Origin of the sequence: Bradyrhizobium sp. AZCC 2176, from assembly GCF_036924645.1 — a bacterium.
Taxonomy (GTDB): Bacteria; Pseudomonadota; Alphaproteobacteria; order Rhizobiales; family Xanthobacteraceae; genus Bradyrhizobium.
Genome location: NZ_JAZHRX010000001.1, coordinates 2166594 through 2191426 on the forward strand (window position 1 = coordinate 2166594; position 24833 = coordinate 2191426).

Sequence of the window (24833 nt, forward strand, 5' to 3'; positions counted from 1 at the left end):
AACAGCGGCGATAGGAAATTCAGGTTCTAGCTTCCGCAGACATGCACCGCGAGGATGCCGAAGAAGGTTGGCGGCGCGTTCGCCCTTTCACGAATTCTCTCGATGCGATGCTTTTGCCGCGGCGGACGGACCGATCGACGTGCAGCAAGCCAGCTCACACGGAGGAAGCCATCTTGTCGTCTCATCAGCACGCAGCCGCGCTATCCCGGATCGAAGAACTTGTGTCGCTCTACAGCGATCCGAAAGCGTGCGCCGCCGAACTTCTATGCGACCGGTACGCGCGCGACGCGCTGGCCTACCGGATTGTCGGAGCGGATCTCGAAGCGACCGACATCACCTACGGGCGCCTGCGCGAGGAGTCCGAGAAGTTTGCCGCTGCGCTCGCTGACCTCGGAGTCGGGCCGGGGGACCGCGTCGCCACGCTGATGGGAAAGAGCCTGGAATATCTCGTTGCCCTCGTCGGCATCTGGCGACTTGGCGCGGTGCATGTGCCGATCTTCACGGCCTTCGCTCCCGCAGGCGTCTCTTTTCGACTGATCCGCAGCCAGGCGAAGGTCGTCGTCTGCGACGAAAGCCAGCAGAAGAAATTGCTGCCCGGTGATGACATGCCCGCCGACGGAGGCTGGAAGATCGTGACCACGGCCAGCGAACGGGCCGGCATTCCCGGCTCGCTGCGATTCTCCGAATTGATGGCCGCTCACGCGCGTGGCCGGACAGCGGCGCGCTTGGGAGGCGATGCGCCGATCATTCAGATCTACACCTCCGGAACCACGGGAACACCAAAGGGAGTTCTGGTGCCCACGAAGGCGCTTGCCGGTTTCCGGGCTTATGCCGAGTTCGGACTGGGGCTCCGCCCCGACGATCTCTACTGGTGTGCGGCCGACCCGGGCTGGGCTTACGGCCTGTACTTCGGAATCCTGGGCTCGCTCACCACCGGTACGCCTAGCCTGCTTCTGACCGCAGGTTTCGACGCGGCAAGCACGTTCGAAGTCCTGTCGCGATACAGCGTGACGAATTTTGCCGCAGCCCCGACCGTGTACCGGGCGATGCGTGCATTCGAAGGGCCGCGGTCGAAGATCACAAAGCTGCGCCACGCGTCGAGCGCGGGCGAACCTCTCACTCCGGAGGTCAATCTCTGGGCCGGCGATGCCTTGGGCGTCGCCGTCCACGATCACTACGGTCAGACGGAGGCCGGCATGCTGATCAACAACCATCATCATCCCGACCTCGTCGCCCCCCTGAAGCCGGGGTCCATGGGCGTTCCGCTGCCCGGCTGGTCAGCGCTGGTGCTCAAGGAAACGGAAGATGCTCCCGCTCCCGACGGGGAGCTCGGTCGAGTGGCGATCGAGCTGAAGGATAGTCCTCTCGCTTGGTTCAGCGGCTACATCGACGACGCGCAGAAGAGCGCAGAAAAGTTTTCCGGAAACGGCCGATGGTATCTCACCGGGGACGCGGGCTGGCGCGATGACGAGGGCTACTACCATTTCTCCTCCCGCGACGACGATGTCATCATCATGGCGGGATATCGGATCGGCCCCTTCGAGATTGAATCGATCGTTGTGACGCATCCCGCCGTCAGCGAATGCGCCGTCATTGCGGTGCCAGACACCACGCGCGGCGAAGTACTGGAATGCTTCGTCGTCCTGCGATCAGGCGAAAAGCCATCCGCACAGACGGTCAAGAGCATCCAGGACTGGGTGAAAACCCGCTACGCCGCGCACGCCTATCCCAGACAGGTGCATTTCGTCGACAGCCTTCCAAAAACGCCGAGCGGAAAGGTCCAGCGCTTCGTGCTGCGCCAGAGGCGGCGTGAAGAATTGGGGACTCTCGCGACGGAAACGCGCTGACATGGACGCCGATGCCTCGCTCCCGCCTTCCCCGCCGCGCATTCACCGATCAGAACCATACCTGGTTTCGCCGGTGATCGAAGCGGTCGTTAACCGGCGCTCCGTGCGCAGTTTCTTGCCTACTCCGGTGCCGTTGCGCGTGGTGAAGGAGATCCTTTCGGCTGCCTCGCGCGCCCCGTCAGGCACGAACTTCCAGCCTTGGAAGGTCCACGTGACGACCGGAGCAACGCTAGCCCGGCTCTGCCGGGCGGTCACGCAGGCCGCAATGGCGGGAGAGCGGTCCGACGAATATTTCTATGCTCCGGCCCCTTTGATGGAGCCCTACCTCTCGCGTCGACGCAAGGTCGGATACGACCTTTACGAGCTGTACGGTATCGCACGTGACGACTACCCGGCGCGCAAGCAGGCAATGTTGCGCAATTTCGAATTCTTCGGCGCACCGGTCGGTCTGTTCTTCACCATGGACCGGCGGCTATTGGTCGGCTCCTGGCTCGACTGCGGCATGTTCATGCAGAATGTGATGATTGTGGCGAGAGCGTTCGGACTGGGGACCTGCGCGCAGCAGGCCTGGTGCGAGTACGGCGGCGTCGTGCACGAACAGCTCGGCATTCCCGCCAGCCAGATCATTCTGTCGGGAATGGCGCTGGGGCATCCAGATCCCGACTCGCGCGCGAACACTCTAGTCAGCGATCGCGTCGGCGTCGACGATTTCACCGTCGTCCACGAATAAGTGGCGAGGCGCCGCCGCAGCTACCAGCCCACTATCCGCCACCGATCCGGGATCTTCCAAAGTGCAAATCGAACAGCGTGTATTTCTCGTAACTGGCGCCGGCTCGGGACTGGGCGCCGCCGTCGCCCGACGTCTCACGGCGGCAGGCGGCTTCGTCGTCATTGCCGATGTGAAGGAGGGATTCTCAGCTCCTCTCCGGAGACCACCGAAAACGGCAGTAAAAACAGCGTTCTCCAGACAACCTCGGCAGGTTGTGTGTACCGACAGTATGTACCGGAACCGATGTCCAGCTCAAGTGGATCGAGCAGATGGTAAACGATTTCCATCATCCCGAACATCGATCGCAAATCACACCGGGCCTGCTCGCGGACACAGCTGCCTCGCATCAATCCAGCGCGAGGGCTGCGCGTTGGGGTTAACTCATGCGCGAAATCCGCGTAAGCACTGCGTAAGCAGTAAGCACCCGTAGCTCAGCTGGATAGAGCGTCGCCCTCCGAAGGCTTCGGAGGGCAGCTCTTCGGCACTTAGCTGACATGAAGGTCTCGGCGAACGTCCGCTTCGCGCCAGAAGAGGTCGTTCGCCAGAGGGCAGCTTATGACCCACACCGAGGCGTTTGACAGTTCAGGTCGGATCCTGTTGGGCGACTGGTACTTCGCTTCAAATTGCCGCCGCTAAGGCGCCCGCGGCTATGTGGAAGATGGTGGCTGACTGTGAAGTACTTTATATCCCTGTGTTCTCGGCCCAGGCTAAGATTGGGTAAGGCTTCTTACTTTGAAGGAGGCATCCGATGCTCGCGACAATCAAATGGAACTCCCGATACAACGTTCGCGAATGGATGATGATGGCTGGAGCTCTCGTCGTCCAACTCAGCGCACTGAATGCATTACGACAGAGGGGTGAAAGCAAACCAAGGCGGCCACTCTGGAAACACTTCGACGACACCCATCATTGGGACTCAAACGCGGAGGAATGGGTGCCCAACGTTGATCAGTGATCGTGCAAGGTGTTAGGCGTCCCGAAGGCCAGATTCCAAGACTTCAAGATCCTCTCGCTGACGGGCCAGTCGAGGGCTGCCGTCGCGTACCTAGGCTCGTTCGATCGGATGATGGATCATGGTTCTACTAGATCCCCTGGTGGCTGGCTCGCGAAGCGTTCGACCAGAAAATCGATGAAAAGTCGCACCTTGACTGCCAAGTGCCGCGTCGGTGGATAGATCGCGTAAAGGTGCAGTGGCGGTGCCTGATATCCTTCGAGGAATCTCTGTAGCGCGCCTTCGCGCAGGGCATCGCCGGCGATGAAGGTCGGCAGCAACGCAACGCCCCTGCCCGCGATCGCGGCGTCGCGCAGCACCTCGGCGTTGTTTGCGCACAGCGTCCATTCCGGCTGAACCCAGTGGTCCCCATCGGGGCCAGTCAATTTCCACTGATTGCCGGTCAGCAGAAAGCCATAGGTCAGCAGCGCGTGACTCCGCAATTCGTTGGGATGTTTCGGCGTGCCATACTGCTCAAGATAATCCGGCGCCGCGCAGATTGCCCGATCGATCGCCAGGATCTTGCGCGCAATCAGGCTCGACGATTCAAGATCAGCGATGCGCAAGGTGACGTCATAACCACCCTGCACCGGATCGATCTGCTCGTCGCTGAGCACAAGGTGAATACGGAGCTCCGGATACAGCGCCATGAAATCCGCGACGGCCGGGCCGAGCTGGAGCGTGCCGAAGGACATCGGCGCATTGACGCGCAACAGGCCGCGCGGCGTCGCCTGCGCCTGCGCGACGGCGTGATCGGCTGCGTCGAGGTCGGCAAGAATCACGAGTGCGCGCTCGAAATAGGCCTGGCCGTTTTCGTTCGGGCTGGCGTGCCGGGTGGTGCGGTTCAGGAGTTGTACGCCGAGGTCCTGCTCAAGATCGCTGACATACTTGCTGATCGCTGAGCGCGAGAGCCTGAGTTGCCGGCCGGCTTCCGAGAAGCTGCCGAGTTCGACCACTTTGACGAAGGCGCGGAGGCTGCTGAGCTTATCCATGATTGTCATCAAATCATAGACAGTCATGTCATGAAAGACCGGATTGTCCTTGAGTTAGCCTATGCCAATTATCCCTGACAACGGAGGCCGGGCGCCTCGTAATCTAGGAGAAGACCATGTCAGGCATCCATCATGTCACCGCCATCGCAGGTAACGCCCTGCGAAACTTCGACTTTTACACCCGTTCGCTCGGTCTCCGCTTCGTCAAGAAGACCGTCAATTTCGACGACCCCGGTACCTATCACTTCTATTACGGCGACGAGACCGGCCATCCCGGCACAATCCTCACCTTCTTCCCGTGGGAAGGCGCAGCGGCAGGCCGCGGCGGTGTCGGCCAGACCCAGCAGACCGCGTTCCGCGTGCCGGCTCGCTCGCTCGGCTATTGGACGCACCGTTTCATTGAAAAGGGCATCGCCCACGAGGCACTGGAGAAGCGCTTTGGCGAAGCCGTGCTGCCCTTCACCGATCCGGACGGCATGAGCCTCGCACTGGTCGGCGTCCCCGGCGCCGAGAACGAGGCCGGCTGGAGCAACGGTGACGTGCCGGGGGAACATGCGATCCGCGGTTTTCATGGAGTCACGCTGCTGCTTGAGAATGCCGCCAAGACCAGTTCGATCCTGACCGACGTGTTCGGCTTCAAGGAAACCGCCCGCGAAGGCTCAATCATCCGTCTCACGGCGGACAATGCCGCCGGTGGCATCGTTGACATCTATGAGGCCAAGGGTTTCCTGCCCGGACGCCAGGGCACCGGCTCGGTGCATCACGTCGCCTTCCGCGCCGTCGACGACGCCGACCAGGCCGAGATGTCGCGCAAGCTCGTGGAAACCCACGGCCAGCATCCGACTGAACAGAAGGACCGCAACTACTTCCGTTCGGTCTATTTCCGCGAACCCGGCGGCATTCTGTTCGAAATTGCCACCGACATCCCCGGCTTTGCCGTCGACGAGCCTGTCGATTCGCTCGGCGAACATCTCAAGCTGCCGGCGTTCCTCGAGCCGCACCGCAAGGACATCGAAGGAGTGTTACCGCCATTGGAAAGGGCTGCGTAATGAGCAAGGACCTCTCCTTCATTCATCGCGTCGAGCCGGGCAACCGGCTCGAAGCACCGCCTCTCCTGCTGCTGCACGGAACCGGCGGCGATGAGAACGATCTGCTCCCGCTTGGCGAGGCCATTGCGCCCGGTGCGCCGCTGCTGTCAGTGCGCGGTCAGGTTCTGGAGCACGGCATGCCGCGCTTCTTCCGCCGGCTGGCCGAAGGCGTGTTCGACGAAGACGACGTGCGCCGCCGCGCCAACGAACTGGCGGATTTCGTTGTCGCCGCGCGTAGTCGCTACGGCCTCGCGGCGCCGATCGCACTCGGCTACTCCAATGGCGCCAACATCGCCGCCGCGGTCCTGCTGCTGCGCCCAGACGTGCTCGCGGGCGCCATCCTGCTCCGGGCAATGGTGCCGCTGCGCCAAGCGCCGACGCCAGATCTCGCCGGCAAGCCTGTACTGATCGTGTCGGGGAAATCGGATCCGATCATTCCGCGCGACAACTCGGCACGTCTCGCCACAATGCTGCAGCAGACAGGTGCCGAGGTACAGCACAGTACGCTGCCAGTCGGACATCAGCTTTCGCAGGCTGATCTCACCCTGGCAAAGACATGGGTACAAGGTCTACGGCACTTCTCCATCCAGCGGGATCCTGAAAAGCCTGTTGCGGTGTCCGGTTAGGAAAGTCGATGACTCCGATGTCCAACCGACGCCGATATGGGACGCTGCTGCGCACTGAACGACGCTCCGCTGCTTGTCACATTGTTCGTCGCTTCACACTCGCAAGAAATCCGCCTAACCACCGCGTAAGCAAAAAGATGCAGGTAGCTCAGCTCGATAAAGCGCCACCCTCGGAATGCGGAGGTCAGGTTCGAATCGTGTCGGGTACGGTGGAGAGGATGAAACTGGGAACCGCCATGTGATTGTGTCTGATATAGGTTTAAATCATCAATGACGACCGCTTCACTACGACTCGAAGGAGGAACAACATGACCAAGACCCAGCCCGAGCCCGTCCGCGACCCCAAGGCCGATCATCTACTGACCCCGCAAAACTGCGTTCTGGTCCTGATCGACTACCAGCCCGAGCAATATTCGACCGTGACCTCATCCTCCCGTGAGGAGATCACCCTCAATGTGGTTGCGCTGTGCAAACTCGCTCAAGCCTACAATATCCCCGTGGTGCTCTCGACGGTCGCAGTGGACATGGGCGTGAACGAAGGCACGATTCCGGCGATCCGCGAGGCTCTGCCGGGAGTGGAAGAGATCGACCGCACGGGCGTCAATGCCTGGGAGGACGAGGACTTCCGCAAGGCCGTCCAAGGCACGGGGCGACGCAAGGTGGTCATCGCTGCGCTTTGGACCGAGGTCTGCCTGGCCTTTCCGACCCTCGACATGCTGGCCGAAGGCTACGAGGTCTATCCGGTTGCCGACGCTGTGGGCGGCATCTCGCCCACCGCACACGAGCGCGCGTTTGACCGAATGATTCAGGCGGGGGCCAAACCCATCACTGCGATCTCCTTCGGCTGCGAGATCATGCGCAACTGGGCGCGCGGAGATTCCGACAATCTGCGACACGTCATGCGGTGGTATTTCCCCGAGCATCGCCGTCTGCACAAATCAGCTTGAGGGATGCGGAGGTTGTGCCGCGGGCATATGGAAAAGGTGGCGCTCCGCAGGGAATCGAACCCCTATTTCGGCCGGATGGCATGAAAACGGACGATGCATATCCAAGGACGGCATGAAAAAGCACGACTCCATGTCGAAGGACAGCATGAAGAAGTAGGCGCAGTAGTTAGAGAGAGGCAGGCTCGGCCGTATGAAGCGAGCCTGCTACTCTTCCGTAGTCACGGCATGGGCCAAGCGTCGGATGGCGGGCGCTGCCAACAGCACGACCGGTAGCATCAGAAGCCAAGAGAACAGCCATGCTTGCAGCCAATGCAGAACGAAATTACCAGACGCCATGAGCGGAAAACTGGCGATCGCCGCCGCGATCCCACAGGTCAATCCCGACTGAATAAATCCATAGACAAAGTGGCTGTAGCTGCGCGGGATTCTGAACATGCGACCCTCGACAAGGACTGTTCCTTGTGAGGAAAGCAAAAGGCATGCCCAACATCGAGGTCCGTTTCGGGGAATGGATTACTAAATCCGGCCAAGGCGACCCGACGCGAGAACTTGAACTGAAGTAAGCGGCTTCGCTATTGAGCAGGTCGGGGGCGGCTGTTTGCGTACGAACGGCCGCTTTTGCGCCAAAACCTGTCGTCCTGAAATCGTAGCTGGTGATATCAAGACGCACTCGTCGCTATAATACCGTGCTCGCTATTGAGCGACGCGGCCGGGCGGGTTGGCGGAGAACCCGCCATGCATGTTCGTCCTGTTTGCAAAAGCCGTCCAATACCATGGAATAAGGGGTTGCTCGTCGGCCAGAAAAAGCCTCTTCAGCCAAGCACGTTTGGTCGATTCGCGTTCGATTGGAGGTCGCCCAGATGTGGCGAGATCTTTCCCTGTTCAATCTGGCGATCGATAGCAAACTTCGCGCGTGTGATTTGGTCAAACTGCGTGTCGACGAAATATGTTCTGGCGCTAGGGTCCGAGTTCGAGCGACGGTCGTTCAAAAGAAGACAGGCCGACCCGTACAATTCGAGATTACGGAGCAGACAAGGACTTCCTTGGAGATCTGGTTACGATCGATCCGGACGACCGGCTCTCGATATCTCTTCCCCAGCAGACTGCATGCAAACCCTTACCTATCCACCCGACAATATTCTCGACTGGTGCACCGCTGGGTTGATAGCATCGGTTTGGAATCATGACCGCAGTTGGCACGTTTCGGACCTGATGCTCTCGCCCAGCGATGTCTGTGCGTCTGGGCAAGCGGACGTCGCTCAGGACCGCGCCCAAGTCCAAAAATGACCCTGGCTGTGTGGCAGGACCCATAGGAGACATCCCCGCGAACTTGCCGGGTTGCCGTTTTCTATTTTCCGCCTCAGCGCTTGTGAGCTACGTTCCGACGGTCATCACGTGCCGTGCGTACCTTATTCGTCCGCAAGCAGAGAGCTGGACATGCAGCCGATGAACGACATCTCTTTCGAGACAGCGCTGGGCGAGCGCGTCGAGCACATGCTCGACGCCTGCACTCGGTGCGGCAAATGTGTCGAGGTCTGTCCGAGCGTTAAACCTGCCGGCATCGCGGCCGCGAGTTCCGACGACATCATCAGTGGTGTGCTTGACATCGTGCGCAGCGGCGAGGGCCCAGAGGCGTCGCGCAAATGGGCAGGGTCCTGCATGCGAAGCGGCGAGTGCATCAAGGCGTGCGACTACGGTGTCAATCCGCGCTTCCTGCTTGCCATGGCACGCCTCGCTATGGCGAAGGCCGAGAGCGAACTGCCCGACCGGCGTCGCCTGGGCGTGCAAAGGTACCGTGATCTCAGCCGCGATGTGACGGTGCTCTCGCGTTTGCAGCTCGATGGCGAGGTGCTAGAGCGGCTCGGCCAGAAATCAGCGTCAGTGTCGACACCCGTCGAGGCGCCCGACTTCGTGTTTTACACCGGCTGCAATGTGCTCAAGACGCCGCACATCGCGTTGCTTGCCCTCGATATCATGGATGCGCTCGGCATCACTTTCCAGGTGATGGGCGGGCCAAGCCATTGTTGCGGCATCATGCAGCTAGGCCCCGGCGACATTGAGATGTCTGGACGTATGGGCTCGAACACAATGGAGAAATTGTCGCACTCCAAGTCCGGCCAGGTGATCACCTGGTGTCCTAGCTGCTACGTCCAGTTCACAGAATTGACACTGCCGACGATTGAACGACAGCGCGGCTCGCGGCCGTTCGAGATGACGCCGTTCATGCAATTTCTCGACGGCCGGCTTGCTCAGTTGAAGCCGCACTTGCAGCGACGGATCGAAATGCGGGTCGCGCTGCACCGACATCCCGGCGTAGCAGGCGTCATGGAAGCCGCCGCTGAAATCTTGGGGGCAATCCCCGGCGTTGAACTCGTTGACCTGAAGCAACCGGCAGTCGGCTTGCAGAGCGTCAATGTCGGCGTGCTTCCCGCGTTCAAACGCGAGTTGCAGCTTAACGAGCTCCAAGCGGCGTGCGACGCGGGCGTTGATGCACTGGTTGCGGTCTATCATTCCGATCATCGCGAACTGTGCGCTCACGAACGCGACTGGCCATTCCGTATAATTAACATCCTCGAAGTGGTCGGCGAGAGTATGGGGCTCAATCAGCACGATCGTTACAAGCAGCTCAAGATCATGCAGGATGCTGACCAGATCGTGTCCGAATGCAGCGACCTGATCGCGCAGCATGCGCTAGACGTCGGAAAGGCTCGCGACGTCGTTGTTAAAGCGATGCTCGGCGACCAACCTCTTCCCCTGAATCGTGGGTCACGCCCGGTGGAGCAAGGCGCGAGCGACGTGGCGTCGACGTAGCTGCCTGACGTCGTCTATTGGCACATCGCGTCATTTCGCTGCAATGCGTAATTTGGTCGCCATCCGGGCATAGCGGACATGGCCGGGCTTGCTGGAGGCCCGACCCCGTCGCGAACGATCCATATCGGAAGTCAGCATCTGCGCCACGACGCGTCTGGTAGTGACCGTTCCGACCCTCCATCGCTGCCAGATATCGACATTCATTTACCGGATAGGATGCCTCGCGGATCGCAATCTTGGTGCGAGGCGACGTAGTCGATTTCGCCGCGCGTAATACCGATATCCATAAGCTCCCTGTCACTTAAGTCGCACAAGTTGGCCAGTAATTTCCGGCGTTTGCGCCACTCCTGAAATGCATTCCAATATGCTTCGAGAGGACTGTAGACCTGCCGCCTTGCGGTTACCTGTCCCAGCTCGGTGGTCCCGTGGATCGTGCTCATCGAGGTGTGTCCTGTCTGGACTATTCACTAGGCGGAAGTTGCCGCAAGATGTGCCGCCGCGCTTAACTGGTGACTTACATTTCCCTTACCGGCGGCTTATTCTTCGTGCGCTAGGGGTGCTACAGAGGCGTTCCCGAGAAGGAATGGCAGCTTGCGCTATCTTTTCGAGGATTACGTATTCGACACCGACCGGCGCGACCTGCATCGGGAGACCGATGCGGTGTCGATCACACCGCAGGTTTTTGACCTGCTCGATTACCTGATCCGCAACAGGGAACGGGTTGTCAGCAAGGACGACCTCATCAAGGCCATTTGGAATGGGCGCAGTGTATCTGACGCGGCGCTGACAACCCGCCTGAATGCCGCCCGGGGCGCAATTGGCGATTCCGGCGAGGAACAGCGCTTCATCAAAACACTACCGCGCAAGGGCTTCCGCTTCGTCGGACAGGTGCGGGAGGCGCGCCAAGTTGCGGACTCAACTCCGGGCGATGCGGCCGAGAGCGCTCCTGCAGTTCCCGACAAGCCCTCCATCGCCGTGCTGCCGTTCGCGAACATGTCTGGCGATCCCGAGCAGGAGTACTTCGCGGACGGGATGGTGGAGGAGATCACTACCGCGCTTTCGCGGTTCACATGGTTGTTCGTGATCTCTCGAAATTCGAGCTTCACCTTCAAGGGCAAAGCCGCCGACATCAAAGATGTCGGGGCGCAGGCTTGGCGTGCGCTATGTCCTTCAGGGGGCGGTGCGCAAGGCGTCGGGCAAAGTTCGCATCACGGGCCAGTTGATTGAAGCGGCCACGGGCGCGCACATTTGGGCGGACAAGTTCGAGCGTGACATGACGGACATTTTCGCTTTGCAGGACGAAGTCACGCTCGCCGTTGTCGCAGCTATTCAGCCAAAGTTGTTTCGAGCAGAAATTGCATTGACGACGCGGCGGCGACCGGAAGACCTCACTGCGTATGATCTTCATCTCCGGGCTATACAGCAAGCCGTCCGATCGACCCGCGAAGGTTTGGCCGAGGCACTTCGACTCCTCCACCGCGCCTTGGAGCTTGACCCTGGGTTTGCTGCTGCGGCAGCTTTGGCAGGTGCCTGTCATATGGAAAACGTGCTTAGGAGCTATGCGATCGACCCACAATTCGAACGCAAGGAAGCCGTTCGGCTTATGCGCTTGGCATTGAGCCTCCACGATGGTGATCCAGACACGTTAGCAACCGCAGCATTAATCTCGGCTTTGTTGGTCGGCGATTGTGAGGCTGAGATTGAGATGGCCGATCGGGCGGTCGCGCTCAACCCAAACTCATATTACGCATGGAACCGCAGAGGTTGGGTCTACAAGATTGCGGGGCAGCCGGAGGAAGCGATCCGGAGCTTTGAACGCGCCATGCGAATGAGCCCGGTGGACCCGCAACAATTCACAACGTTAACCGGGATGGGATTTGCCTTTATTGAGCTTCGTCGCTTTGACGAGGCCATCGTTGCAGGGAGGAAAGCCCTGCGTCAGAAACCTTCCTATACAGTACCGCTGCCTCGCCCGCTTTCGCCCATCTCGGACGCGACGCTGAGGCCCGTGAGGCGGCGGCTCGTGTGCTTGAGTTCGACCCCGCTTTCACAATATCGGCGTGGATCGCTCGGAGCAGACTATCAATAAATGCGAAGTTGATGATTGAGGGTTTTCGCAAAGCGGGGTTGCCCGAGTAGCTCTCCAATGTCCACGAGGTGATCGAATAGCGACACTCTTCTGCGGCGCATGAGTCCGGAGTTGGCACCTTTGAGACATGCCCGCCTGGCCTAAGAATGTCCGTTCACCGGGGTAGACCGGAAGTCGCCGGTATCCGGCCAAACCGGCGCGATTGACCCAACTGTATGGTCCGGCCGTGCGGTGCAAGAGATTTCGTCGACCTGGTTGATGCGGTCTTGCATTACTGTATCCGGCCTCTGATTGGAGCATCTGCTCCGGGCCATCATGGATATCAGCGCGCATCCGATCTGATTCTCGGATAAGCCTCGAATGGGCTAGTTGGGTCACCAGTGTTCGCACGCGCCGGGAAGACCGATTACTCCATCGTCGTCTCATCCTCTCGCAGACCTCGGCGGGTAACTCTCGCGAAGCTAGGTCATCGATAATCTCCTTGCTTCATGCTGTTCCTTTGTTCGTGCCTGGCGGCCGTTCCTTCGTCCCGACCTGCGGGCTAAGGCGCGCCGCGCGCAAGGGCGGTCAAGGCTGGCCGTCGCGATGACGTTGCGGCTTGCGCTAGTGTTTCCAGGCCACGCCTTGACGGGCCTGAGCACGGCGCGAGGATCAAGCAGATCGGGATGCTGTTGCATTGGTCTTGACGTACTCGAAGGTGCGCCCGTTATGAAGAACCGCCCAGGCGATGCGGGCGAGTTTGTTGGCGAGCGCAATCGCCAGCACGTTGTGGTGCAGCCGTTTTTTTGCTGCCTCGATCCATGACTTGAGGCCATAGCGTTCCCATTGCTTGGGCCCGACCTTGACCAACACGACCCAGGCTGCCTGAACAAACAGCGTGCGTAGATACCGATTGCCGCGCCTCGATATGCTACCGAGGATCGTTCGGTCGCCAGTCGACATCTGTTTTGGCACCAGTCCGAGCCAGGCGCCGAAGTCGCGGCCTTTCGAAAATGGATCGCCGGTGCCGATCGCCGCCACGATCGCACTCGAGATGAGCGGGCCGATGCCGGGTATGCTCATCAGTCGCGCGCAGCCCTGGTCTTGCCGGGCCAGTGCTTCGATCTCGCTGGAGAGGCCCTCGATGCGCTCATCCAGCCGGCGCCAGTCTCCGGAAAGGTCCTCGATGATGCGCAACATGCGAGGCGAGAGCACGTCGGTGCGCTTGGCCAGGATGTCTGGCAACTCAGCACGCAGGAAGCGCAGCCCTTGGCGCACCGCAATCTCGCGCTCCAACAGGAACGCGCGGATCTGATTGATGATGCCGGTGCGCTGACTGACCAATCGCTCGCGCACCCGATGCAGGGCTTGCAGATCAAGCTGGTCGGCCGTCTTCGTCGCGACAAATTTCATCGTCGGGCGCTGCACTGCTTCGGCGATCGCTTCTGCATCGCGATAGTCATTCTTGTCGCCTTTGCAATACGGCCGCACGTATTTCGCCGGCATCAGCCGGGCGTCGTGGCCAAGCGCCTGAAGTTTGCGACTGAGATGATGCGCCCCGGTGCAGGCCTCCATGCCAATCAGACACGGCGGCAGGTTGGCAAGCCGCGCTTCCACTTGGCCACGCGACCACTTCTGGCGCAGCACCAGGGCTCCACGCCGATCTTGGCCGACGATGTGGAACGAATTCTTGCCGATATCGATGCCGATCACGGCGATTTTGCTGTTGAGTTTCTCGGACATGGCGTGCTCCTTTGTCTTCGGTGCCCCTTGCCAGTTTGGCTCGCTGGCAGGGCTGGAGCACGGCCGGACCATCCCATTCTCGGACATTATCCTTCCGGGACCCCGGCCATGCGCAAGCCCTTAGCAACGCGCTCGCGCCTGGCGCGGTAGGTTGGGTCATCGCTTTGTGGGTTGAGGCGGTATCGACGAATCGTGAAGGTCGGATCGAGCGCAAGTCCAGCTTTGGTGGCGGCCCGCGCCTCTTCCCGCGCGCCGAGCAGCGCCAGTGCTGCGCCGAGCGCGAAATGCGCGAGGGGATAGTTTCGGTTGGCCTCGAGACTCCGACGGAACCAGCCGACCGCTTCGGCATCCGCCATGACCTGCAATTTTGCGAACCCGATCATCATGAGCCAATCGAAGGCAAACATGTCTCGTGGCGAGAGGCGAAACGCATCGTTCATGTGCGGCTCGATCTCGGCTCCGCGTCCAATATAAAACTTGCCCATTCCGATTTGCGCGTGCGCCTCGGCCAAATTGCGATCCAACTCCAGCGCTCTCTCGCACTCCGCGATGCCTAGAGCGACGCGGTTCGAAGCCATAAGCGCGGTGGCCATGTACAAATGGGCCACCGCATGGTTCGGAGCGATGGACAGCACCTTTATCAGCGTCGCCTCGGCAGTCGCAACAAGTACGGCCTTGTCGTCACTCATGTGTGCAACGCCAACTAGTAGATCCACTGCAGCGGTCCAGATCGTCGCCTCGAGATTGTCCGGATCGAGGGTAACCGCTCGCTCAAAAAGCCCGCGAGCCCTTGCCGCGTATTGCGGCGTCCACCCCTTGTACAACCAAGTCTTGCCCTGGAAATACAAGTCCATCGAACTGGGGTGCGGGGATCGTTCCGAACGTCTTGCCTCCTGCTCAGTGAGTTCGGCATGCAAAGTGTTGGCAAGCCGTGAAACGATCTCGTCCTGCATGTCGAAGAGATCGGCGACAGTGTTGTCAAAACGGTCAGCCCACAGGTGCGCGCCGATTTTCGCATCCACGAGCTGAACATTCACCCGAAGGCGATTCCCGCTTCGTTGAACAGATCCTTCGAGCACATATCGCACACCCAGTTCTTGTCCGATCTGCTTGAGATTCGTCGGCTTCCCCTTGTAGGTGAACGCAGTGTGCCGGCCGATCACAAACGAGCCACGAATGCGGGACAGGTCCGTGGTTAGACTCTCGGTTATGCCATCGGCGAAGTAGTCCTGCGCGGGATCGTCGCTGAGGTTGGCAAAGGGCAGCACAACGATGGAAAGATGAGGCGATGAGGCTGAGATGGGTGAGTTGCGGCCTTGCTCGCGCTCGGCACCGGTGGGAGCTGCGGGCCCCTCCGTCTCCCGCACCGAACCAATAAAGCGGAAGCCTTTGCGCGGCAGCGTCTTGATCAGACGCTGTTCCTCGCCGCAATCGCCAATGACGGTCCGAGCCGCATTCAGGCGGGTCGTTACCGCAGCATCGGAAACGATGCGTCCATTCCAGATCCACGCCACCAGATTGTCCTTGCTGACGACACGGTCCCTGTTTCGGATCAGATAGCCGAGCAAGTCGAAGACCTGGGGAGTCGTCCGGATCACTTCGGGCCCGCGTCGTAGCTCGCGCAGATCGGTGTCGAAAGAGCAATCCTCGAAGAAATAGCGCAAGGTCCACTCCCCGTTTGTCTCCCTGACCATCTCGGGTGGCTCCGCGCCATGAGAATAAACCGCCGGTTTCTAAAATGTAAGCCGCATGGCTGCTTGTGGCACGTTTGAGACATCCGACAGACCCTGAGCATGTCTGTTTATGGGGGTAGACCGGAAGTGGCTGACCGACTGCCAAAACGGCGCTTTTGACCCTTTTCAGACTTACGGGCGTGCCGAATGTCCGCTTCGCGCGAAGAGCTGTCCTCCGAAGGCAAAGGTCACACGTTCGAATCGTGTCGGGTGCGCCAGATCCTCCTTACTTTACAGCGCGATATGCGAGTCTTGACCAAGACTCCAGCTTTGTCGCATTCGAGCGAGTAAGCAATCTGGAGAAAATCGTCGCCCCGTGCAAATTGCGTGGCAACCTGATGTGTCGGTTGGAAGCTCGCTATTCTGAAAACAGCGATCGTTTCTACAAGCGGTCGGATTGGCGCTATCAGTGCTGGTTGGTCCAGTCCAAAAGGAAGTTCGGACTGGTTCCAGTTTACGGGAGCTAGCGATATCTATTCCACACCTCAACGACCGCCTTGCGCCAGAAGCGGTCCCCTCGGGCAAAGCCCGTCCTTGACCGTTAAGATCACGATGCGCAGACGTCGCGAATTCATAACGTTGGTCTATGAGGCGCCGCCTGAGAAGTTCGCGGAATGTGTTGCAACGATCGGTTGAACTCGCCAACGTCAGTTTATCGGCTACCGGGAATAAATCCGGGCACGCCGGTCGTCACCACGGAGTTGAACCTGACGCTGGTGGTAATGCGGTCCCGAATCTCCCGAATGGCGTCTTCGGGCAGGGCCGAAATGTCAAAGCTCTCCTGGATACGCTGGGGTTTGGTCGAGGTGGTCAGGAAAGCGGTGCCGCGCTGTACGGCCCAGGCAAGCGCGACTTGAGCCGGTGTCTTGTGCAGACGCTCTGCGATGGCTGTAATCACCGGGTCGGCCAATAAGTTTGGCTCCATGGCATGTCCCAGCGCCGCAAACGCCTGCAGTACAATCCCGTGCTCCCGACAGAAGTCGAGCAACTCCCATTCGGGAAGATACGGATGCGATTCGACCTGCACCATGGCAGGCCTGATCCGCGCGGCCGCAACGATCTCCCGCAGCTTCACCAAGGTAATGTCCGATAGACCGATCGACCTGCAATGACCATCGTCCACAAGGCGCTCCATCGCCCGCCACGTCTCGACAAGCGTGACACCTGGATCATAGATCACCCGGCCGCGCTCGTCCCTCGGGTCCTGTTCGTCGCCGGGTCGAAAGGCAAAGGGCGTATGGATGATGTAACAGTCGATATAGTCGAGTTGCAGTCGCCGGCGACTGGCATCGAAGGCTGGCCTCACCCGCTCTGAACGATGGTTGGTGTTCCATAGCTTGGTGGTAACGAACAGGTCCTGGCGCAGTAGCGTCCCCGCCGTAAAGGCTTCCTGAATCGCCTCGCCAACTGCCGCTTCGTTGCGGTACCGCTCCGCACAATCGAGATGTCGAAATCCTGCCTCCAGTGCGGCCCTGGTTGCCTGTTTGGTTGCGAGAGGATCCGGAATGAGCGTGCCAAACCCCGCAGCGGGAATCGGGCCAGATCCGTGGGTGGGAATCCTCGCATAACGAAGCATATCGGGCGTTGTCATGGTCTTACTCCCTTGTATTAGGCGCCCACGCCCGTGCCGCTCAGTCGCGCTTCAGCAAGTCATGCAATTTGGCCCAACGCCGCTCCAAAAATTGTCTTCTGGTAGGCGGCGAGCAGCCCGGGCTCTTCGATTGAGCCATGGTGGTGCAACTGACGCCAGGTACCGCCACGCCGTGTAAACCAGCGCGTCGTACGGAATCGAACCTCCATCTTCGCCTCGAGGGTGACACACGTGCCTTTTTCCCGACCGACGAACAGATGCCAATCGTCGCCGCCCTGGCTGGTGAAGTCGTGGAAGGTCACCTGGACTATCGCGGGCCCGTCGAACAATTTCATATAGCCCTCACTGATGGCCTGCCAACCACGCCGGATACCGCCCATCGGGTTGTCCATGCTGGGTGCGTTCCCCTGTTCCCAGTTGGCCGCGAGCCCATCAAGGTCCCGCGCGTTGAAGGCTTTGTAGAACCCGATCAGGGCATCTAGTGCATCGCCGCGACCGCTTTGCGTTTCGCGTCCCGTAATCTCGGTCAATGTTGCCGTCATGATGTTTCTCCGTCCGCAATAGAGCCGCACTTCAATCACACCCGCAGCGCTTGCGCTGGCTGCCCACGTGGGTCGTCGTGCACGTCATGATATTCGAGGCCGAGCGGACCGATTGCGGAGACCTGGGTGACGTATTCACCGGACTTCGCCCAGTGGAAATGCCAGGTTTCGCCAGGCAGCACGATGACACTGCCCGGTGGATAAGCCGTCACCTTGTCGCCATCAAATTTCTCCCCAAGGCCGATGTAGAACACGCCCGACATCACCGTGTAGATGCGGTCCTCCGGATGCTTGTGCGGCATCAGCCTGGTGCCACCGGGCACCTTGACGCGGACCACATAGGGTCCCGGCTCCGCCGGATGGCCGACCATCACGGCCAGGCGCGCACCTGAAGGAAACGCAGGGAACCGTTTCCACGCGATGTCCTCGGGAAGTACCGCCCTGAATGTCGACTGATCCGGTTGATGGTTGCGGGCCATGACGTCATCTCCTTCTTGATGGTTACTGGACGAGCTTCGCGTCCAGCATGATCGTGGCGTTGAGCACCTTCGATACCGGGCAGTTCTTCTCGGCCTCTCCCGCGATGCGGGCAAAGCCGGCGTCGTCGAGGTTGGGCACCTTGCCACGCAAGGTGAGAACCGACTTGCTGATCTTGAATCCCTGACCGTCCGGATCCAACGTCACCGCAGCCTCGGTGGAGAGTTCTGTCGGGTTGAACCCGGCAGCCTGCAAACCGAACGCCAATGCCATTGTGAAGCAGCCGGCATGGGCCGCCGCGATCAGCTCTTCCGGATTGGTGCCCTTCTCGTTCTCGAAGCGGGTCTTGAAGGAATACGGGGTGGCGTCGAGTACGCCTGACTCGCTGGTCAGCTGGCCGTCCCCTGCGCGCCCCGTACCGTGCCAAACTGCTCTTGCCTTGCGGATCATTGCCGTTCTCCCCGCTAATTCTGCCAGCAGCCCCACACGGAATTGTGCGAGACCGCTTCATTGTCGTTAATCAGGCCGGTTGCTTCAGCACATTGCTATCGACCGGCATCTTGCGCAGCCGCTTGCCGGTGGCGGCGAAGATCGCGTTGGCGATCGCCGGAACGATCAATGACGTTCCCGTCTCACCCATTCCGCCGGGCAACTCCGCACTTTTCACGATGTGCACGTCAATCGCCGGCGCTTCGTTCATGCGCAGCATCTGGTAGGTATCGAAATTGGCTTGTTCGACGCGCCCGTTCTTCAGCGTAATCTCGCCATACAGCGCTGCGGTCGTGCCGAAGATGACACCGCTCTGCAGCTGCGCTTGCACCGTGTCGGGATTGACGACCGTGCCGCAGTCCATGGCGCAGACGACCCGATGAACCCGGACATTTCCATCTTTGGAAACCTCGACCTCGGCCACCTGCGCCATGTAGCTGCCGAATACGAATTGCAGCGCAACCCCGCGGCCTCTGCCCTTGGGCATGGCCTGTCCCCAGCCCGACTTTTCTGCGGCGAGATCGAGCACGGCCCTGGCGCGCGGCGACTTGCCGAGCAACGCTCGACGATAAGCCACGGCATCCTGCTTTGCCGTTGCTGCAAGCTCGTCGACAAAACTTTCGGTGACGAACACATTGTGCGATGGCCCGACGCTGCGCCAGAAGCCGGTCGGGATCCCCGGCGGTTCCACGCGCGTAAACTGCACATGGAAATTCGGCAGGTCATAGACCAGATCGATCGCACCTTCCGTCGAGTCGGGATCGAGGCCGTCCTTGAAACCCGGCGGCAGCCATCGCGCGATCACCGAAGGGCCCGCAAAACGGTTCTTCCAGGCCACCGGCCTGCCCTGCCCGTCCAGCCCCGCTGAAATGCGGTCGAACCAATAGGGCCGGTACATGTCGTGCTGGATGTCCTCCTCACGGGTCCACACCACCTTCACGGGACCTTCAACATGTCTGGCGATCTGGACCGCGCGAACCGCGCAGTCAGCCTCCAGCCGCCGGCCAAAGCCGCCGCCGAGCAAATGATTGTGGACGATGACCTTCGCAGGCGGCAGGCCGGCAGCCTCCGCGGCCATCGTCTGGACTCGCGCGATCGCCTGGGTCCCGATCCAGATTTCGCACTCATCGTTGCGAAAGTGCACCGTGCAGTTCATCGGCTCCATTGTGGCGTGGGCGAGGAATGGAAGGTGGTACGCCGCCTCAACCTTGATGACGGCTTCTGCGATGGCCTTGTCCGCGTCACCGATGTTTTGCGCCACCGCGCCCGACCCCAGGGTTGCTTGCTCCAGTTCGCGCGCGACCGCCTCCGAGGAAAGGCCGGCATGCGGACCGTCATCCCATTCAATCTTGAGCGCTGCCAAACCTTTCTTGGCCGCGCCCATATGATCGGCCACGACCGCAACGGCATCATCGAGCCGGACGATCTGGCGCACACCCTTGACAGCCTTGGCCGCAGTATCATCGAGGCTCTTGACCCGGCCGCCGAATGCCGGCGATTGCGCCAATGTTGCAATCTTCACACCGGGCGGGCGCGCATCGATGCCATAGCGGGCCGTGCCATTCACCTTGCCGGATACGTCGAGGCGCCTTGCCGGCGTGCCAATCAGCTTGAAATCCTCAGGCCGCTTCAACGTGACGCTTTCGGGCACCGCCATCTGCGCCGCGTCGGCAGCCAGCTCGCCGTATTTCAGATGCCGCCCAGACGCGTCATGGATCACCTCGCCATCCTGTGCGCGGCAGGATTTCGGATCCACGTTCCAGCGCCGAGCGGCGGTGGCGACCAACATTGTCCGCGCAGTCGCACCTGCCTCGCGCAGCGGCTTCCACCCTCCGCGCATCGCGTTTGAATTGCCGGTCGCCTGCACGCCGAGCAGCGGATTGGCGTAGAGTTTCTCGTTCGGCGGCGCGTGCTCAAGGCGCACCTGTTTCAGGTTCACTTCGAGTTCTTCAGCGATCAGCATCGGGATCGAGGTGTAGGTACCCTGCCCCATCTCGACATAGGGCATGGCCAGGACAACCTGTCCGTCGCTACCGATACGGATGAAGGCGTTCGGTGCGAAGTCCCCGGGAGCCCCGGCCTCGCTTTGACCGAATGGCAGGTTCAAGCTTAACACCAGGCCTCCACCAAGCGCAGCAGCGCTCGCCAGGAAACCACGCCGCGACAAATTGGTATCATCGGAACACGAGGCGATGCGATCAGCCGTCATGTCAGCCTCCCTTTGCGTTCGCTTGCGCGGCAAGCTTGATCGCTTCGCGGATGCGCACATAAGTCCCGCAGCGGCAGATATTCCCGCTCATGGCGTCATCGATATCCGCATCGGTGGGATGCGGATTGCCCGCGAGCAGCGCCGACGCAGACATGATCTGTCCGGACTGACAGTAGCCGCACTGCACGACTTCATGTTCGAGCCACGCCTTCTGGATTTTTGCGCCAGACGCCGTAGCGCCGATCGCTTCAATTGTCGTGACCATGGACTTATCGATGCTGTCGATTGGCGTGACACATGATCGCGTCGCGACGCCATCGATATGCACCGTGCAGGCGCCGCACAGCGCCGCGCCACAGCCGAATTTCGTGCCAGTCATGCCGAGGACGTCGCGCAGCACCCATAGCAGCGGCGTATCGCCATCGACGTCGATGCTATGCGGGTTTCCGTTAATATTTATGGTGAAAGCCATCTATTCTCTCCTTTCGCTCCTGATCGGGGCCTGCACCACGCTGCAGGCCACGCTGTTTCAGACCAGCTCAACTGCCCAATTGTCCGACGTGATATCCTAGCCGATTTTCGACATCGCCGACGCGGTGGAAACCGCGTTCCAGCAGTTTTTGGATCCGGTTCTGGCTGGCGGGCCGCTGCACGGAAGCGAGGAACGCATCCCACTCCGGAGCGATCTCAGCATCCGACGGCAGGCTTGCCGCGTTGACGAGGCGCTTGGTCTCCGCGATCGCCTGTTTGTCGAACGAGGCGATCCGCATCGCCAGCGCGTCCACAAAGCCATCGAGTTCGGCATCCGGCAGGCTGCGGTTGACGTAGCCATAGCGCTCGGCGAGTTCGCCGTTGATGTCATCGGCGCCGAGCAACACTTCCAATGCGCGACCGCGACCGATCAGGCGCGGCAGCCGGGCCATCGGTCCGCCGCCCGGCACCAGGCCAGCGCCGACTTCCCATTGCGACAGGATTGCCTTCTCACGGCTCGCGAAGCGCATGTCGCTCGCCAGTGCGAGTTCGCTTCCCACTCCGGTCGCCCGGCCGCGGATCGACGCGATCGAGGCAACCGGGGCGCGGCTGAGACGGGCGAGCATATCCGGAAGTGCCTGCAGGCCGGTCGGCCCGACCGGAATGCGCGTTGATTCTACCAGCGGCGCAAAGAAATCGTAGTGCGTCAGGAAAAAGCCTTCGACTGCGCTGTCGAAGACGACAACTTTCACCTGCTCATCGGTTTCGATCGCCGTGATGATCTCGTTGAGCTGCGGGATCGTTTCCGGCCCAAAGATATTGAGCGGCGGATGGTCGAAGGTGACGCGCCAATATGACGGCAGCCGCTGTTCAAGGTGTATCTGTGCGGTGGTAAATGTCTTCTGAGGGCGGTTCATGGGAGCACTCCATTGATTTGGGGGAATGGGACGCGCACCGGGAGTGCGCTTCCCCTGCACTTCAGCTCGATTGACGCAGCGACTTGAACGCGGCGCGCATCTCGGCACTGAACGACGCCGGTTGCTCCCAGGCAGCGAAGTGACCGCCCTTGTCGAGCCTGTTGTAGTGAATGAGCTTGGGATAGGCCTTTTCCGCCCAGCTCTGCGGCGCCTGATACAGCTCATCCGGATAGGCGCTCACAGCGACCGGAAGGGTGATGCCCTTCGGTGCAAAAAAGGCGAGCTTGCTCTCCCAATAAAGGCGAGCCGAAGAAACGGCGGTGTTCGTCAACCAATAGAGCGTGATGTTGTCGACGATGTCTTCGCGCGTCAGGCCCTCGGCTTTGCCGTCAAACACACGCGCGATAAGCGCGTAACTGCGCTCGTCGTGGTCGATCATCCATGCGGCAAGGCCGATCGGCGAGTCCTCGATGCCGTAAAGCGTCTGCGGCCGGGCTGCCATCTCCTGGGCATAGCCCAGGCCTGTCTTGTAGAAATGACTGAGCTGGCCATACGCCTGCTTCTCGTCGGCCGAGAGGCCTGACGGCGCTGGCGCGTTGGCGAAGGCCAGCTTGTCGATATCGGCCGGTACGGTCGCAGGCATGTTGGTGTGAATGGCGACCAATCCCGCAGGTTGCTGCAGGGCCAACTGCTCGGTGACCGCATTTCCCCAATCACCGCCTTGGGCTACATAGCGCGTGTATCCCAGGCGTTGCATCAGCACGCCCCAAGTGCGGGCGATGCGGATTGGATCCCAACCCGTTGTGGTCGGCTTGCCCGAAAAGCCATAGCCGGGGAGTGACGGGATCACCAGATGGAAGGCGTCCGAGGCGCTCGCGCCGTGCGCCGTGGGGTTGGTCAGCGGATCGACGATCTTCAGTTGCTCGATGATCGAACCCGGCCATCCGTGCGTGACGATCATCGGCAAAGCGTTCTCGTGCTTCGAGCGAACATGAATGAAATGTATGTCGAGGCCATCGATCTCGGTGACGAACTGCGGCAGGGCATTCAGTTTGGCCTCGATCTTGCGCCAATCGTAATCGGTCGCCCAGTACCGTGCCAGCTTCCGCATGGTTGCGAGTTGCACGCCCTGCGTTGCATCCTTGACGATTTCCTGGCTCGGCCACTTCGTCGCGTTGACCCGCTTGCGCAGATCGACCAGCTCCGCTTCCGGAAAATGGACGCGGAACGGGCGAATCTCGGCACTTGGCGCTGCATTCGATTTGAACGTCGGAAAGATGCTAGCGGCACCCGCCGCGGCAATTCCCATCGCTGCGTTGCTCAGAAGCTGACGGCGGTCCTGATCGATGACTTCGGATACTGACTTCGTGGACATGTTGGATCTCCCTGTTTCGATGAATGTCCGGGCTGCGCTGGGCGTTGCACTTGCTGCGAATTGATACTGTCTCAAGGTCTTCGAGATTGCTCGTTATGGGTTGTTATGCGGCGTTAGCCGTTGCGAGTGATGCCTGGTGTCGACGTCTCGCACTACACGCGCGAGACCCGGTCACCTCATCAACGTTAAGAACTCCCTGCCGCTTTCGACGATGTAATCCGCAACTTCGTCGCCGACGCTGTCGCTGAGCTGCAGGCCGGCATACCTGTGTTGCGGCTGCTGTTCGCGCGCGACGTGCTGAACGAATATGCTTCCGACGACCAGCGTCGCCGATATCGCGGTTCGAAAAATCGTCAGCAGTATTTTCTTCATGTCGACCTCCCCCTTGAGCGCTGGATCCGTAACTCTATGAAAGTGGTGGCTTGCCGGCCTGCTCGCGGACGATGTATCCGGCGTACCAGTCGGGCCAGTTTTCATCGTGCTGGCCACCGGAACGTTTTTCATGTTCGCCATGCGCAATCGCCGCACGCCGCAGCGCGCTCGCGAGATCAGCTGCGGAAGTGAAAGTCGTGTCGCCCTCGACCCGCCCCGGCAATCGCGCCGTGATCTCCTGGAACAGCCAGCCGTTGCCGTCCGGATCATTGAACGAGGCGAACGAACGGTAACTACTATGCTTGGGATCCGGGCCAGGGACCCGAATCCGGCCAAACAAATACGGCTCGTCGGGTCCGGCATAGGCATCAGCAGCGCCGTGAAACGCTTCGCTGACCTGGACACCGCGACGAACCAGTTCGTTGCGAGCGGCCTCAATGTCGGACACGATCAGATACAGTCCCTGTGCGGAGCCCGGTGCCGCCGCGGTTACGTTCCGGCCGAAGATCACCGAGCACCCGGAGCCGGGTGGCGTGAACTGGATCACGCGGTAGTCGTCATCCGCGGTAAAGTCGGCGTCGAGCCTCCATCCGAGGCTCGCATAAAACGTCTTCGCGCGATCGACGTCCGAAACCGGGATCACAACGATCTCAAGCTTCATGTCGATCGCCCGCGCAGGAATCCTGACCGCGGCTTCGCTGCGCTCTTCAGTCATCGTCATAACAACCTCCTCCGTGCTGCTGTTGCGGCGACCGGGTCCGAAACCCGGCTGATT

The 24833-nt window shown here is 60.5% G+C and carries 24 protein-coding genes and 1 pseudogene; 10 read left to right on the top strand and 15 right to left on the bottom strand.

Annotation, left to right across the window (positions count from 1 at the left end):
- Positions 1–173: 173 nt before the first annotated feature.
- From V1288_RS09935 to V1288_RS09945, 3 genes and pseudogenes are all read left to right on the top strand, one after another.
- A complete protein-coding gene (locus V1288_RS09935) occupies positions 174–1847 on the top strand; it encodes an AMP-binding protein (RefSeq protein ID WP_334356865.1) in 1674 nt (557 codons plus the stop codon).
- Position 1848: 1 nt separating this feature from the next.
- The gene (locus V1288_RS09940) at positions 1849–2577 is read left to right on the top strand and encodes a nitroreductase (RefSeq protein WP_334356866.1); all 729 of its coding nucleotides are present in this window, start codon (positions 1849–1851) and stop codon (positions 2575–2577) included.
- Positions 2578–2638: 61 nt separating this feature from the next.
- Positions 2639–2749 (top strand): annotated as a pseudogene (locus V1288_RS09945) (3-hydroxyacyl-CoA dehydrogenase); the annotation flags it as partial.
- A 938-nt stretch (positions 2750–3687) separates the two neighbouring features.
- Here the strand turns inward: V1288_RS09945 and V1288_RS09950 are convergent.
- Positions 3688–4599, bottom strand: coding sequence for a LysR family transcriptional regulator (locus V1288_RS09950; RefSeq protein WP_334356867.1), 912 nt, complete (start codon positions 4597–4599; stop codon positions 3688–3690).
- A 116-nt stretch (positions 4600–4715) separates the two neighbouring features.
- Between V1288_RS09950 and V1288_RS09955 the strand changes: the two genes are divergently transcribed.
- The 3 genes from V1288_RS09955 (at position 4716) to V1288_RS09965 (ending at position 7260) form a co-directional block, all read left to right on the top strand.
- On the top strand, positions 4716–5648 hold the full coding sequence (locus V1288_RS09955) for a ring-cleaving dioxygenase (RefSeq protein ID WP_334356868.1): 933 nt from the start codon (positions 4716–4718) through the stop codon (positions 5646–5648).
- The gene (locus V1288_RS09960; protein WP_334356869.1) at positions 5648–6313 is read left to right on the top strand and encodes an alpha/beta hydrolase; all 666 of its coding nucleotides are present in this window, start codon (positions 5648–5650) and stop codon (positions 6311–6313) included. Before V1288_RS09955 ends, V1288_RS09960 begins: the two co-directional genes overlap by 1 nt.
- 308 nt (positions 6314–6621) lie before the next feature.
- Positions 6622–7260, top strand: coding sequence for a hydrolase (locus V1288_RS09965; protein WP_334356870.1), 639 nt, complete (start codon positions 6622–6624; stop codon positions 7258–7260).
- A gap of 204 nt (positions 7261–7464) precedes the next feature.
- Here the strand turns inward: V1288_RS09965 and V1288_RS09970 are convergent, their stop codons facing one another.
- Positions 7465–7695, bottom strand: a complete 231-nt coding sequence (locus V1288_RS09970) for a DUF2798 domain-containing protein (RefSeq protein WP_334356871.1) — start codon at positions 7693–7695, stop codon at positions 7465–7467.
- A 425-nt stretch (positions 7696–8120) separates the two neighbouring features.
- On the opposite strand from V1288_RS09970, the gene V1288_RS09975 reads away from it, so the two are divergent.
- Both V1288_RS09975 and V1288_RS09980 read left to right on the top strand, forming a co-directional pair.
- Complete coding sequence (locus tag V1288_RS09975; RefSeq protein WP_334356872.1) at positions 8121–8447, top strand: tyrosine-type recombinase/integrase; 327 nt, start codon at positions 8121–8123, stop codon at positions 8445–8447.
- A gap of 250 nt (positions 8448–8697) precedes the next feature.
- Entirely contained in the window at positions 8698–10071 is a 1374-nt protein-coding gene (locus V1288_RS09980; protein WP_334356873.1) for a (Fe-S)-binding protein, read from the top strand.
- Positions 10072–10271: 200 nt separating this feature from the next.
- Here the strand turns inward: V1288_RS09980 and V1288_RS09985 are convergent, their stop codons facing one another.
- Positions 10272–10511, bottom strand: coding sequence for a DUF1127 domain-containing protein (locus V1288_RS09985; RefSeq protein ID WP_334356874.1), 240 nt, complete (start codon positions 10509–10511; stop codon positions 10272–10274).
- Between the two features lie 151 nt (positions 10512–10662).
- On the opposite strand from V1288_RS09985, the gene V1288_RS09990 reads away from it, so the two are divergent.
- Positions 10663–11298: a winged helix-turn-helix domain-containing protein gene (locus tag V1288_RS09990; RefSeq protein ID WP_334356875.1), complete on the top strand. Its 636-nt coding sequence runs from the start codon at positions 10663–10665 to the stop codon at positions 11296–11298.
- Complete coding sequence (locus tag V1288_RS09995) at positions 11228–12160, top strand: tetratricopeptide repeat protein (RefSeq protein ID WP_334356876.1); 933 nt, start codon at positions 11228–11230, stop codon at positions 12158–12160. Before V1288_RS09990 ends, V1288_RS09995 begins: the two co-directional genes overlap by 71 nt.
- Before the next feature lie 651 nt (positions 12161–12811).
- Here V1288_RS09995 and V1288_RS10000 read toward each other — a convergent pair.
- From V1288_RS10000 to V1288_RS10055, 12 genes are all read right to left on the bottom strand, one after another.
- Complete coding sequence (locus V1288_RS10000; RefSeq protein ID WP_334356877.1) at positions 12812–13882, bottom strand: IS110 family transposase; 1071 nt, start codon at positions 13880–13882, stop codon at positions 12812–12814.
- A gap of 86 nt (positions 13883–13968) precedes the next feature.
- Positions 13969–15546 (bottom strand): winged helix-turn-helix domain-containing protein, encoded by a 1578-nt coding sequence (locus V1288_RS10005; protein WP_334356878.1) that lies wholly within the window; start codon positions 15544–15546, stop codon positions 13969–13971.
- 721 nt (positions 15547–16267) lie between these two features.
- Positions 16268–17206, bottom strand: coding sequence for an aldo/keto reductase (locus V1288_RS10010; RefSeq protein WP_334356879.1), 939 nt, complete (start codon positions 17204–17206; stop codon positions 16268–16270).
- A 59-nt stretch (positions 17207–17265) separates the two neighbouring features.
- Entirely contained in the window at positions 17266–17748 is a 483-nt protein-coding gene (locus V1288_RS10015) for a YybH family protein (protein WP_334356880.1), read from the bottom strand.
- Positions 17749–17783: 35 nt separating this feature from the next.
- Complete coding sequence (locus V1288_RS10020; RefSeq protein ID WP_334356881.1) at positions 17784–18227, bottom strand: cupin domain-containing protein; 444 nt, start codon at positions 18225–18227, stop codon at positions 17784–17786.
- A gap of 22 nt (positions 18228–18249) precedes the next feature.
- Positions 18250–18675, bottom strand: a complete 426-nt coding sequence (locus tag V1288_RS10025) for an OsmC family protein (RefSeq protein WP_334356882.1) — start codon at positions 18673–18675, stop codon at positions 18250–18252.
- Positions 18676–18745: 70 nt separating this feature from the next.
- A complete protein-coding gene (locus V1288_RS10030) occupies positions 18746–20923 on the bottom strand; it encodes a xanthine dehydrogenase family protein molybdopterin-binding subunit (RefSeq protein ID WP_334356883.1) in 2178 nt (725 codons plus the stop codon).
- A gap of 1 nt (position 20924) precedes the next feature.
- Positions 20925–21395, bottom strand: a complete 471-nt coding sequence (locus V1288_RS10035) for a (2Fe-2S)-binding protein (protein WP_334356884.1) — start codon at positions 21393–21395, stop codon at positions 20925–20927.
- Positions 21396–21462: 67 nt separating this feature from the next.
- A complete protein-coding gene (locus V1288_RS10040; protein WP_334356885.1) occupies positions 21463–22311 on the bottom strand; it encodes an enoyl-CoA hydratase/isomerase family protein in 849 nt (282 codons plus the stop codon).
- Positions 22312–22372: 61 nt separating this feature from the next.
- The gene (locus V1288_RS10045) at positions 22373–23686 is read right to left on the bottom strand and encodes an epoxide hydrolase family protein (protein ID WP_334356886.1); all 1314 of its coding nucleotides are present in this window, start codon (positions 23684–23686) and stop codon (positions 22373–22375) included.
- Positions 23687–23857: 171 nt separating this feature from the next.
- Positions 23858–24058, bottom strand: coding sequence for a hypothetical protein (locus V1288_RS10050; protein WP_334356887.1), 201 nt, complete (start codon positions 24056–24058; stop codon positions 23858–23860).
- Positions 24059–24092: 34 nt separating this feature from the next.
- On the bottom strand, positions 24093–24773 hold the full coding sequence (locus V1288_RS10055; RefSeq protein WP_442894020.1) for a VOC family protein: 681 nt from the start codon (positions 24771–24773) through the stop codon (positions 24093–24095).
- Positions 24774–24833 lie beyond the last annotated feature (60 nt).

Coding starts and splice junctions, on each gene's coding strand:
- V1288_RS09940 (WP_334356866.1), top strand. CDS start 1,849: ATGGACGCCGATGCCTCGCTCCCGCCTTCCCCGCCGCGCATTCACCGA.
- V1288_RS09950 (WP_334356867.1), bottom strand. CDS start 4,599: ATGGATAAGCTCAGCAGCCTCCGCGCCTTCGTCAAAGTGGTCGAACTC.
- V1288_RS09955 (WP_334356868.1), top strand. CDS start 4,716: ATGTCAGGCATCCATCATGTCACCGCCATCGCAGGTAACGCCCTGCGA.
- V1288_RS09960 (WP_334356869.1), top strand. CDS start 5,648: ATGAGCAAGGACCTCTCCTTCATTCATCGCGTCGAGCCGGGCAACCGG.
- V1288_RS09965 (WP_334356870.1), top strand. CDS start 6,622: ATGACCAAGACCCAGCCCGAGCCCGTCCGCGACCCCAAGGCCGATCAT.
- V1288_RS09970 (WP_334356871.1), bottom strand. CDS start 7,695: ATGTTCAGAATCCCGCGCAGCTACAGCCACTTTGTCTATGGATTTATT.
- V1288_RS09975 (WP_334356872.1), top strand. CDS start 8,121: ATGTGGCGAGATCTTTCCCTGTTCAATCTGGCGATCGATAGCAAACTT.
- V1288_RS09980 (WP_334356873.1), top strand. CDS start 8,698: ATGCAGCCGATGAACGACATCTCTTTCGAGACAGCGCTGGGCGAGCGC.
- V1288_RS09985 (WP_334356874.1), bottom strand. CDS start 10,511: ATGAGCACGATCCACGGGACCACCGAGCTGGGACAGGTAACCGCAAGG.
- V1288_RS10000 (WP_334356877.1), bottom strand. CDS start 13,882: ATGTCCGAGAAACTCAACAGCAAAATCGCCGTGATCGGCATCGATATC.
- V1288_RS10010 (WP_334356879.1), bottom strand. CDS start 17,206: ATGACAACGCCCGATATGCTTCGTTATGCGAGGATTCCCACCCACGGA.
- V1288_RS10015 (WP_334356880.1), bottom strand. CDS start 17,748: ATGACGGCAACATTGACCGAGATTACGGGACGCGAAACGCAAAGCGGT.
- V1288_RS10020 (WP_334356881.1), bottom strand. CDS start 18,227: ATGGCCCGCAACCATCAACCGGATCAGTCGACATTCAGGGCGGTACTT.
- V1288_RS10025 (WP_334356882.1), bottom strand. CDS start 18,675: ATGATCCGCAAGGCAAGAGCAGTTTGGCACGGTACGGGGCGCGCAGGG.
- V1288_RS10030 (WP_334356883.1), bottom strand. CDS start 20,923: ATGACGGCTGATCGCATCGCCTCGTGTTCCGATGATACCAATTTGTCG.
- V1288_RS10035 (WP_334356884.1), bottom strand. CDS start 21,395: ATGGCTTTCACCATAAATATTAACGGAAACCCGCATAGCATCGACGTC.
- V1288_RS10040 (WP_334356885.1), bottom strand. CDS start 22,311: ATGAACCGCCCTCAGAAGACATTTACCACCGCACAGATACACCTTGAA.
- V1288_RS10045 (WP_334356886.1), bottom strand. CDS start 23,686: ATGTCCACGAAGTCAGTATCCGAAGTCATCGATCAGGACCGCCGTCAG.
- V1288_RS10050 (WP_334356887.1), bottom strand. CDS start 24,058: ATGAAGAAAATACTGCTGACGATTTTTCGAACCGCGATATCGGCGACG.
- V1288_RS10055 (WP_442894020.1), bottom strand. CDS start 24,773: ATGACTGAAGAGCGCAGCGAAGCCGCGGTCAGGATTCCTGCGCGGGCG.